12 protein-coding genes are annotated in these 9,577 nt (G+C 64.8%); 5 read left to right on the top strand and 7 right to left on the bottom strand.

What is annotated here, in order from left to right; genetic code table 11:
• Window positions 1–92 precede the first annotated feature (92 nt).
• Together RH90_RS11480 and eno are read right to left on the bottom strand one after the other, a co-directional pair.
• On the bottom strand, window positions 93–380 hold the full coding sequence (locus tag RH90_RS11480; RefSeq protein ID WP_010185808.1) for an FtsB family cell division protein: 288 nt from the start codon (window positions 378–380) through the stop codon (window positions 93–95).
• An 84-nt stretch (window positions 381–464) separates the two neighbouring features.
• Window positions 465–1,742: a phosphopyruvate hydratase gene (eno, locus tag RH90_RS11475; RefSeq protein ID WP_010185807.1), complete on the bottom strand. Its 1,278-nt coding sequence runs from the start codon at window positions 1,740–1,742 to the stop codon at window positions 465–467.
• A 147-nt stretch (window positions 1,743–1,889) separates the two neighbouring features.
• Here eno and RH90_RS11470 point away from each other — a divergent pair, with 147 nt between their 5' ends.
• The 5 genes from RH90_RS11470 to RH90_RS11450 all read left to right on the top strand — a co-directional run bounded on the left by RH90_RS11470 (window position 1,890) and on the right by RH90_RS11450 (window position 3,950).
• The gene (locus tag RH90_RS11470) at window positions 1,890–2,387 is read left to right on the top strand and encodes a hypothetical protein (RefSeq protein ID WP_010185806.1); all 498 of its coding nucleotides are present in this window, start codon (window positions 1,890–1,892) and stop codon (window positions 2,385–2,387) included.
• 21 nt (window positions 2,388–2,408) lie between these two features.
• On the top strand, window positions 2,409–2,768 hold the full coding sequence (locus RH90_RS11465; protein WP_029625251.1) for a phage holin family protein: 360 nt from the start codon (window positions 2,409–2,411) through the stop codon (window positions 2,766–2,768).
• The gene (locus RH90_RS11460) at window positions 2,765–3,064 is read left to right on the top strand and encodes a DUF3618 domain-containing protein (protein ID WP_010185804.1); all 300 of its coding nucleotides are present in this window, start codon (window positions 2,765–2,767) and stop codon (window positions 3,062–3,064) included. Before RH90_RS11465 ends, RH90_RS11460 begins: the two co-directional genes overlap by 4 nt.
• A gap of 33 nt (window positions 3,065–3,097) precedes the next feature.
• The gene (locus RH90_RS22095) at window positions 3,098–3,640 is read left to right on the top strand and encodes a hypothetical protein (RefSeq protein WP_010185803.1); all 543 of its coding nucleotides are present in this window, start codon (window positions 3,098–3,100) and stop codon (window positions 3,638–3,640) included.
• 79 nt (window positions 3,641–3,719) lie between these two features.
• On the top strand, window positions 3,720–3,950 hold the full coding sequence (locus tag RH90_RS11450) for a DUF4170 domain-containing protein (RefSeq protein WP_010185802.1): 231 nt from the start codon (window positions 3,720–3,722) through the stop codon (window positions 3,948–3,950).
• Window positions 3,951–4,092: 142 nt separating this feature from the next.
• Here the strand turns inward: RH90_RS11450 and greA are convergent, their stop codons facing one another.
• From greA to RH90_RS11425, 5 genes are all read right to left on the bottom strand, one after another.
• The gene (gene greA / locus RH90_RS11445; protein WP_010185800.1) at window positions 4,093–4,569 is read right to left on the bottom strand and encodes a transcription elongation factor GreA; all 477 of its coding nucleotides are present in this window, start codon (window positions 4,567–4,569) and stop codon (window positions 4,093–4,095) included.
• 82 nt (window positions 4,570–4,651) lie between these two features.
• A complete protein-coding gene (gene carB / locus RH90_RS11440) occupies window positions 4,652–8,011 on the bottom strand; it encodes a carbamoyl-phosphate synthase large subunit (protein WP_010185796.1) in 3,360 nt (1,119 codons plus the stop codon).
• Window position 8,012: 1 nt separating this feature from the next.
• Window positions 8,013–8,375: a ribonuclease E inhibitor RraB gene (locus tag RH90_RS11435; protein WP_010185795.1), complete on the bottom strand. Its 363-nt coding sequence runs from the start codon at window positions 8,373–8,375 to the stop codon at window positions 8,013–8,015.
• Window positions 8,376–8,412: 37 nt separating this feature from the next.
• On the bottom strand, window positions 8,413–9,039 hold the full coding sequence (locus RH90_RS11430) for a hypothetical protein (RefSeq protein ID WP_010185794.1): 627 nt from the start codon (window positions 9,037–9,039) through the stop codon (window positions 8,413–8,415).
• On the bottom strand, window positions 9,030–9,577 hold a 548-nt coding region (locus RH90_RS11425), incomplete at its 5' end, for a glutamine amidotransferase-related protein (protein ID WP_010185793.1). The genes RH90_RS11430 and RH90_RS11425, both read right to left, overlap by 10 nt.

Here is a 9,577-nt window from a genome sequence, read left to right as displayed (position 1 = left end):
GGGGTTGGGGTGGGGGAAGCCTCGCAGAGAGCGACTGCCCGTTACTGCCCCACCCCAACCCCTCCCCTGAAGGGGAGGGGCTTTAGGGCAGATCACTTATCCAGCGGAACGATCACTTCGTCCTGATGCGCGACACCCAGATCCTTGCGCGCAAGCTCGTCAACCAGATCGGGATCGGCATGCCGCGGGTCGAGCAGCTCGACGCGGTTCTTGAGTTCGGTGCGGTTGCGGTCGAGCATCGCCAACTGGCGTTGCCGCACCGCGAGCTGCCGCTCGATATCGCCATAGGCGAGCGCGCCATTCGGCCCGAAGATCGCATAGCCCCCGAAGAAGACGCCGACGATCAGCAGCGCCGCCGGCGCGATCGCGCGGCGCAGCATCGTCGGGAGGGTTGAGCGTTTCTTGACCACGAGCGCGACTCTGACTCATCGCGACTCGTGGATCAAGCCCGTATTTACTTTAGGTTAAACACGAAGGATGGAGCGCCCGGCATAGAGTCCGGCGCCTTCCAGCTCCTCCTCGATGCGGATCAGCTGGTTGTACTTGGCAAGCCGGTCCGAGCGCGCGAGGCTCCCCGTCTTGATCTGCCCGCAATTGGTCGCGACAGCCAGATCGGCGATCGTCGAGTCCTCGGTCTCGCCCGAGCGGTGCGACATGACGGCGGTATAGCCCGCCCGTTGCGCCATCGAAACGGCTTCGAGCGTTTCGGTGAGCGTACCGATCTGGTTCACCTTGACGAGCAGCGAGTTCGCCGTGCGGGTCTCGATGCCCTGCTTCAAGCGCTTCGGATTGGTCACGAACAGGTCGTCGCCGACGAGTTGGACCTTGTCGCCGACCATGTCGGTGAGCGCCTTCCAGCCCTCCCAATCGTCTTCGCCCATGCCGTCCTCGATCGAAAAAATCGGGTAGCGGCGCGTCAGGTCGGCGAGATATTCGGCCATTTCGTGGCTGGAGAGGCTCTTGCCCTCGCCCGAAATCTCGTACTTGCCGTTCTTGTAGAACTCGGTCGCGGCGCAATCGAGCGCGAGCATCACGTCGTCGCCGGGCGTGTAGCCCGCGGTCTCGATCGAGCGCAGGATGAATTCGATCGCCTCGTCGGTCGAGGCGATGTTGGGCGCGAAGCCACCCTCGTCACCGACCGAGGTCGCCAGCCCCTTGTCGTGCAGCGCCTTCTTGAGCGTGTGGAAGATTTCCGACCCGCAGCGCACCGCCTCGATCATCGAGGTCGCGCCGACCGGCACGATCATGAATTCCTGGAAGTCGATCGGGTTGTCGGCATGCTCGCCGCCATTGATGATGTTCATCATCGGCACCGGCAGGACATGCGCCGAGACGCCGCCGACATAGCGATAGAGCGGCAACGTGCGCGCATCGGCTGCCGCCTTGGCGACCGCGAGGCTGACGCCGAGGATCGCGTTGGCGCCGAGCCGGCTCTTATTCTCGGTTCCGTCGAGCTCGATCATCACCTGGTCGATCTCGCGCTGGTCCTCGGCCTCGAGGCCCATCACCGCATCGGCGATCTCGCCATTGACTCCGTCGATCGCGTCCTCGACGCCCTTGCCGCCCCAGCGGCTCTTGTCGCCGTCGCGCTTTTCGACGGCTTCGTGCGCGCCGGTCGAGGCGCCCGACGGGACTGCCGCGCGGCCAAAGCTGCCGTCTTCGAGCATGACATCGACTTCGACGGTCGGGTTGCCGCGGCTGTCGAGGATCGTGCGGGCATGAATGTCGATGATTGCGGTCACGGAACGATCCTTCTAACGATATGACGAGCGGTTCGCGCGTGCCTCTATCGGCTTAACGTCGCGGCGGCAATTCGCGCGGATGCGATGGAACCGCCGGATGCGCTGGCCGGTTATATTGTTTCGATATTCCAACGAAGGGCGCTTGTCATGGCTACCACCGATTTCACCTCCGCTGCACACGACACGATCGACGCCGCGGCCGACGCTACGAAGACCGCCGGCGACGAAGCCGCGAAGGCCACCGCGACCGCGTCGCAGCTGATCAAGGACAGCGCGTCCAAGCTCGGCAAGGAAGCCGTCGATCGCGCACGCACCTATGCCGAGGATGGCAAGGCGCGTGCGGGCGGCGCACTCGACGAGGTCGTCAAGATGATCAACGATGCGGCCGGCACGGTCGATGAAAAGCTCGGCGAGCAGTACGGCCAATACGCCCGCACCGCGGCCGACAAGGTCTCGGAATTCTCCGAAGGCCTCAAGGCGAAGCAGCTCGACGATCTCATCGAGGACGCGCGCGGCTTCGTGCAGAAGAGCCCGGCGGTTGCGATCGGCACCGCGGCGGCGCTCGGGTTCGTGCTCGTGCGTTTGTTGCAGGCAGGTCTCGCGTTCGACCGCAGCGACACCACGACGACCGATACCAAGGCCTGATCGCGGCATTCGGGGGCACCGATGGAAAAGATAGCAAGCCCGAGCTTCGTGGCGGACGATAGTATCGCCACCTTGCTCTCGCGCGTCGTGAGCGACGCACAGCTGGTCGCGCGCAGCGAGATCGACCTGCAGAAAGCGAAGCTCGGCGCGAAGGTCGACGAGGCCAAGGGTGGCGTCGTGCTCGCGCTCGGCGCGGTCGTGCTCGCGTCGCTGGCGCTGATCGCGCTGGTGGTGGGGGCGCTGATGGTGCTCACGCCGCGGGTCGGGCCGTTGGCGGCAACCGGGATCGTCGCGGGCGTGCTGCTCGTCGCGGCGGGTCTGTTCGGCTTCCTGGCGTCGCGTCATTTCAGGCGGATGTTCGCCGCCGGAGCCGTTGCATGAGCGTCCTTCCCGATCCCAAGATCGCGCTCGCGCAGGCGCGCGCCGACGCGGCGCGCGCGAGGCTTTCCGCAACGGTCAGCGCCCTGCAGCACAAAGCGAGCCCACAGGTGATGGCGCAGGACGTCGCCGACACGCTCAAGGAGCGCGGCAAGGAGGCGGTCGGCTTCGCGGTGGACACCGCCAAGCGCCAGCCGGTGCCGGTCGGGATCGGGCTCAGCCTGGTCGGCCTGTTTTTCGCACGCGGCCCGATCGCAAAGGCGATCCGCTACGCAACTGGTTCTAAATCCAAGAGTTAGCAGCCTGGCACCCCCATGAAGAGGATCCGAGCGATGAACGACGCAAGCTCCCATACCCGCACTGACCAGTCGAAGAAGTCCGGCGCGCACAGCAAGACCAACACCACCCAGTCGCTGCGCGATTCCGCCGGCAAGGCGATCGAGACGACCGGCGAGTCGCTCCGCGATATCGCCGGACGTGCCGCGAACGGGATCGAGGCCAACCCGATCTCGGCGCTGGTCGGCGGAATCGCGCTCGGCGCGGTTGCCGGCGCGTTCGTGCCGCGCACCGACCAGGAAGCGAAATTGCTCGCCCCGGTCGGCCAGCGGCTGAGCGATACCGCGCGCGGCGCGGTCGATGCGGCGAAGGATACCGCCAAGTCCGAACTCGGCGTGCTCGGCCTGTCGCGCGACTCGGCGCGCAGCCAGATGTCGCGTGTCCTTGAAGGGGTGATCAAGGCGGTCTCGACCGCCGGCCTCGCGGCCCTCACCGCCGCCAACGACAAGGCATCGTCGGCGCAAACGGCGCCTAACAAGGCCGGCGACCAAACGAGCGCCAGCCCAACCGCTCCCAAAACGACGCCGACCGGCGATTAAACCCGGCTTCACGGTTTGCCATGGCGTGGTTCGCGACTAGGACGTCGCGAACCACGCCATTTTTTTCGGGAAACCGCACATGAGCAAGCTCCACCTCGTCTTCGGCGGCCGCGTCAGCGATCCGCGCACGCTCGATTTCGACGATCTCTCGTCGATCGACATTGTTGGCGTGTTCCCGGACTATGCCAGCGCCGAGAAGGCGTGGCGCGCGTCCGCACAGCGCACGGTCGACGATGCCGAGATGAAGTATGTCGTGGTGCACCTGCACCGGCTGCTGCAGCCCGACCTGCTCGCGCCAGGCGCCGCTTAACACGCCAACGCCGTCACCCCGGCCTTGTGCCGGGGTCCACGGTGCTACCTGTGCGGCCGCCGCAATTTTCGTAGCACGGTGGACCCCGGCACAAGGCCGGGGTGACGAAAGAAGGCGCGGTCTTTCGACCGCGCCCCTTGCGTCAGATAAATTCGATCTTCGAGACGACGTAATAGCGGTCGCCCGATGGCACCGTCACTTCGACCTCGTCCTCGAGCTTGCGCCCGATCAGCGCACGCCCCAGCGGCGAATTGTACGAGATCCGGCCGCCCTTGGCGTCGGCCTCGGTCTGGCCGACGATCTGGTACTTGATCGGCTTGTCGTCCTCGTCGAGCAGCGTCACGGTCGCGCCGAACACCACCTTGTCGCCCGACAGCTCGGTCGGATCGATCACCTGCGCGCGCGCGAGCTTGTCCTCGATATCGCTGATCGAGGCTTCGATCTGACCCTGGCGTTCCTTGGCCGCGTGATATTCGGCGTTCTCCGAGAGATCGCCATGCGCGCGTGCTTCCTCGATCGCGTCGACGATGGTCGGACGCTCCGCCTTAAGCCGTTTCAGATCCGCATTGAGCCGGTCATGACCCTCTTGCAGCATCGGCATCTTTTCGACGGTAGCCATCCCTCTTCGTCCTTCGTCTTCAAAATTCCCCGGTTGGCCGACCCGCCCTGGGCCCGCCCGCACGATGTTATGATGTGGGGGATTATGTGTGCGAGTGCGAATAATAGGATTGCAGCGGTCGTACTTCAAGGCTGCGTGTCGAAAGCGCGACAATTGCCTGTGCCGCCTCGACGCTGGCGGGTGCCGTGGTGAAGTACGGGATCTTCTGCGCGAGCGCCGATCCGCGGATCGGCGAGCTGTCCTTGAGGCTCTGCCACCCCTCGGTGGTGTTGAAGATCAGGTCGACCCCACCATCCTTGATCCGGTCGACGATATGCGGCCGCCCCTGCGCCACCTTGTTGACGCGCTCGACGGTGACGCCGTGCGCGGTCAGGTAATCCGCGGTCCCGCCGGTCGCGACGATCGTGAAGCCGTGATCGGCCAGCGCGCGGACGCCCGGCAGGATCACCGGCTTGTCGCTATCCTTGACGCTGACGAACAGCGCGCCAGCCTTGGGCAGCACGGTCCCCGCCCCCAGCTGCGACTTGGCGAAGGCGAGCGTGAAATCGGGATCGATCCCCATCACTTCGCCCGTGCTCTTCATCTCGGGCGACAGCACAGGATCGACGCCGGGGAAGCGGTTGAACGGGAAGACCGCTTCCTTGACCGCATAATAATCGATGTGCCGATTGATCGGCGGCAGGTCGGCGAGCTTCTCGCCCGCCATCACGCGCGCCGCGATCTTGGCGATCGGGGCGCCGATCGCCTTGGCAACGAACGGCACGGTGCGCGAAGCGCGCGGGTTGACCTCGATGAGATAGACGAGGCCATCCTTCACCGCGAACTGGATGTTCATCAGCCCGACCACCGACAGCGCCTTGGCGAGCGCGACGGTCTGCCGCTCGATCTCGGCGATGATCTCGGGGCTGAGCGAGTAAGGCGGGATCGAGCAGGCGCTGTCGCCCGAATGGACGCCGGCTTCCTCGATATGCTGGAGCACGCCCGCGACGGTCACGTCGGTGCCGTCGGAGATCGCATCGACATCGACCTCGATCGCATCGCGGAGATACTGGTCGATCAGCACGGGCGATTCGCCCGACACCTGCACCGCGGTCTGGATATACTCTTCCAACTGCGGACGCCCGTCGACGATCTCCATCGCACGGCCGCCGAGCACGTAGCTCGGGCGCATCAGCACGGGATAGCCGATCCGCTCGGCAGCGACGATCGCCTCCTCGCGGCTGCGCGCCAGGCCGTTGGCAGGCTGAAGTAAGCCGAGCTTGTTGACGAGGGCGGCGAAGCGCTCGCGGTCCTCGGCGAGATCGATCGCGTCGGGGCTGGTGCCGAGGATCGGGATCCCCGCATCCTGCAGCGCCTGCGCGAGGTTGAGCGGGGTCTGCCCGCCGAACTGGACGATCACGCCGTGGAGCGTGCCGTTCGACATCTCGACATGCAGGATCTCGAGTACGTCCTCGGCGGTCAGCGGCTCGAAATAGAGCCGGTCGGAGGTGTCGTAATCGGTCGACACTGTCTCGGGGTTGCAGTTGACCATGATCGTCTCATAGCCCGCGTCACCCAGCGCGAAGCAGGCATGGCAGCAGCAATAGTCGAACTCGATCCCCTGCCCGATCCGGTTCGGACCGCCGCCGAGGATGACGACCTTCTTCCGATCGGTCGGCTGGCTCTCGCATTCGGGCTCGCCGAAGCTCGGAGCCTCGTAGGTCGAATACATATAGGGCGTCTTGGCGTCGAACTCGGCCGCGCAGGTGTCGATCCGCTTGAACACCGGGCGCACGCCGAGCTTGTGGCGCGCCGCGCGCACCTCGGCCTCGGTGGTGCCGCCGGTCATCATCTGGACGACGTCGTGGATCAGCCCGCCGCGCGCGGTGCCGCGCTCGCGCAGATTCGCCGACTTGAGCGCGAGATAGGCGAGCCGCTTGTCGCTGAAGCCCATCGCCTTGAGGCGCCGCATCCCCGCCGCATCGCGCGGCAGGCCATCGGCACACACCTCTTCCTCGGCCGCGACGATCTCGGCGATCCGCTCGAGGAACCATGGATCGTATTTCGCCAGCGCATGCACCTCGGCCACCGTGAAGCCCTCGCGCAGCGCCTGCGCCGCGACGAGCAACCGGTCGGGCGTCGCGATCGACAGCGCCGCCTCGATCTCGCCGCGTGGCGCACCCGCCAGGCGATCGACCATGTTGAAGCCCGACAACCCCGTCTCGAGCCCGCGGAGCGCCTTCTGGAGGCTCTCATGAATGTTGCGGCCGATCGCCATCACTTCGCCGACCGACTTCATCGCGGTCGACAGCACCGCCTCGGCGCCCTTGAACTTCTCGAACGCGAAGCGCGGGATCTTGGTGACGACGTAGTCGATCGTCGGTTCGAATGACGCCGGCGTCGCGCCGGTAATGTCGTTGGTGATCTCGTCGAGCGTGTAGCCGACCGCGAGCTTGGCGGCGACCTTGGCGATCGGGAAGCCCGTCGCCTTCGACGCCAGTGCCGAGGAGCGCGACACGCGCGGGTTCATCTCGATCACGATCAGGCGCCCGTCCTTGGGGTTGACCGCGAACTGCACGTTCGAGCCCCCGGTCTCGACGCCGATCTCGCGCAGGCACGCGATGCTCGCGTTGCGCATGATCTGATATTCCTTGTCGGTCAGCGTCAGCGCAGGCGCGACGGTGATCGAGTCGCCCGTGTGGACGCCCATCGGATCGATATTCTCGATCGAGCAGATGATGATGGCGTTGTCGGCGCGGTCGCGCACGACTTCCATCTCATATTCCTTCCAGCCGATCAGCGATTCCTCGATCAGCACTTCGGTGGTCGGCGAAAGGTCGAGCCCGCTGCGCACGATCGCGAGGAATTCCTCGCGATTATAGGCGATCCCGCCGCCCGATCCGCCCATCGTGAAGCTCGGCCGGATGATCGCCGGCAGCCCGGTGCGCTCCAACCCGGCGAGCGCCTCCTCGACGGTGTGCGCGATCGCCGAGCGCGCGGATTCGAGACCGATCTTGGTCATCGCATCCTTGAACTTGAGCCGGTCCTCGGCCTTGTCGATCGCCTCGGCATCGGCGCCGATCATCTCGACATTGTATTTCGCGAGCGTGCCGTCGTTGAACAGAGCGAGCGCGGTGTTGAGCGCGGTCTGCCCGCCCATCGTCGGGAGCAGCGCCATCACGTCGTTCGGGCGCGCGGCGACTTCCTTGGCGATGATCTTCGCCACGATCTCGGGCGTGATCGGCTCGATATAGGTCGCGCCCTCGGCCTCGCTCCAGCCGACCAGCTCGGGGTCGGTCATGATCGTCGCCGGGTTCGAATTGACCAGGACGATCCGGTAACCTTCCTCGCGCAGCGCCTTGATCGCCTGCGTGCCCGAATAATCGAACTCGCACGCCTGGCCGATGACGATCGGCCCCGCGCCGATGACGAGGATGGTGGTGATGTCGGTGCGTTTTGGCATGTCAGCTAATCAGTCCGGTTTCGGCGGTGCAACCCCAGCCGTCATATTCCACGTCGTAGATCAGTTCGATCTGCAGGCAGCGCTTGGTCAGCGCGCGGATCGCGGCTTCGTCCGACGTCTGCTCGCAGCCGAGGAAGAGACTGATCTCGCCTTCCTCATCCTCTTCGCGCTCGATCACTTCGAAGCCGAGCTCCTCGGCATCCTCCTCGAGCCGGTCGAGCGCCGGCTCGGACCCGCGGAAGCTCACGTCGACGGGGCGGACGATATCCGAGCGGTCGCCATTCTCGGCGAGGCTGGCGAGCACCTCCTTGTCGGCGCTCCATTCTTCTTCGAGCCGGGCGGGATCGACGTCTGGGAGGGTCATGAGAATAGCCTTTTGATTGGCAAAAATAACTCGAACATCACGGCAATTTCATGAGAAGGGTGGCCAGCTGCTTGGCAGCTTCTCCAATCGCTCCACCGAAAAACTTGGACGCGATAAATTGCAAAGTTGGCAGCAGGAACGCAGTTAGCCTCTGCAACCTGAAGCGCTCTTTTGAGGAAATATCAGCCGCTGAGTTCAGCTCATCCGTAATCAGATCTTTGTGGTCACCCAGGACGTCGCCAGCTTCGTTGCTCTGTGACAGTCCTGTAGCAAGATCCCGTATTTGATCATGGATCATCGCATGAAGATCTGGCTCTTCAGACCGAGATATTATCCGATCAACGTCGGGAGCAGGCTGATAATCAGCCAAATCCCAGCCTTTCCTGACCAAGACACGCTCAGCGGATTGAATCCCTTCCTCGGTGAGTGCAAACGTTATAGTGTCTTTCGGTTCGCCGGGAGGGTCACTCAGCCCCTCCTCCAACGAGCCTTCTTCTACCAGCGCGTCTATCGCCCGCTTGGCAAACGCACCTGACACATCAGGTGAAAGTGCCTCTCTGATCGACGGAACCGAATACCAAAAAGCCTCGTCGTCCGCCGTAAGCATGTAATCATAGAGAACTATGAGAATCTGCTCTTTGATGAGGTCAAATCTCAGCGCCATCTGTCGGCTCCTACCTCCAGCATCCCCACGAACTTCTCGAACAGATACAGGCTATCCTGCGGGCCGGGGCTCGCTTCGGGGTGATATTGCACGCTGAAGGCGGGGCGGTCGGTCAGCTCGAGGCCGGCGTTCGAGCCGTCGAACAGCGAGACGTGCGTCTCGCGCACGCTCGCCGGCAGGCTCGCGCGCTCGACCGCGAAGCCGTGGTTCATTGAGGTGATCTCGACCGCGCCGTCGCTAAGGCGCTGCACCGGATGGTTGGCGCCGCGATGGCCCTGGAACATCTTGGTGGTGGTCGCGCCGACCGCGAGGCCGAGCAGCTGATGGCCGAGGCAAATGCCGAACAGCGGCTTGCCGGTCTCGAGCAGCTGGCGGATCACCGGCACGGCATAGATGCCGGTCGCGGCGGGGTCGCCGGGGCCGTTCGACAGGAAGATGCCGTCGGGGGCGAGCGCCATCACTTCGTCGAAGGTCGCGCCCGCGGGGACGACCGAGACGTCGGCGCCGGCGCGTACGAGGTTGCGGAAGATGTTGCGCT

Source organism: Sphingomonas sp. PAMC 26605, assembly GCF_000241485.1.
Classification (GTDB): Bacteria; Pseudomonadota; Alphaproteobacteria; order Sphingomonadales; family Sphingomonadaceae; genus Sphingomonas.
The sequence above is the reverse complement of the archived record's forward strand: the minus strand, read 5'-3'. Positions and strand labels throughout refer to the sequence as shown.

Excerpts from the sequence above, each read along its gene's own strand:
- RH90_RS11450 (WP_010185802.1), top strand. The coding sequence starts at position 3,720 with ATGAGCAAGCTCCACCTCGTCTTCGGCGGCCGCGTCAGCGATCCGCGC.
- RH90_RS11465 (WP_029625251.1), top strand. The coding sequence starts at position 2,409 with ATGGAAAAGATAGCAAGCCCGAGCTTCGTGGCGGACGATAGTATCGCC.
- carB (WP_010185796.1), bottom strand. The coding sequence starts at position 8,011 with ATGCCAAAACGCACCGACATCACCACCATCCTCGTCATCGGCGCGGGG.
- RH90_RS11480 (WP_010185808.1), bottom strand. The coding sequence starts at position 380 with ATGCTGCGCCGCGCGATCGCGCCGGCGGCGCTGCTGATCGTCGGCGTC.
- RH90_RS11435 (WP_010185795.1), bottom strand. The coding sequence starts at position 8,375 with ATGACCCTCCCAGACGTCGATCCCGCCCGGCTCGAAGAAGAATGGAGC.
- RH90_RS11430 (WP_010185794.1), bottom strand. The coding sequence starts at position 9,039 with ATGGCGCTGAGATTTGACCTCATCAAAGAGCAGATTCTCATAGTTCTC.
- RH90_RS11470 (WP_010185806.1), top strand. The coding sequence starts at position 1,890 with ATGGCTACCACCGATTTCACCTCCGCTGCACACGACACGATCGACGCC.
- RH90_RS11460 (WP_010185804.1), top strand. The coding sequence starts at position 2,765 with ATGAGCGTCCTTCCCGATCCCAAGATCGCGCTCGCGCAGGCGCGCGCC.
- greA (WP_010185800.1), bottom strand. The coding sequence starts at position 4,569 with ATGGCTACCGTCGAAAAGATGCCGATGCTGCAAGAGGGTCATGACCGG.
- RH90_RS22095 (WP_010185803.1), top strand. The coding sequence starts at position 3,098 with ATGAACGACGCAAGCTCCCATACCCGCACTGACCAGTCGAAGAAGTCC.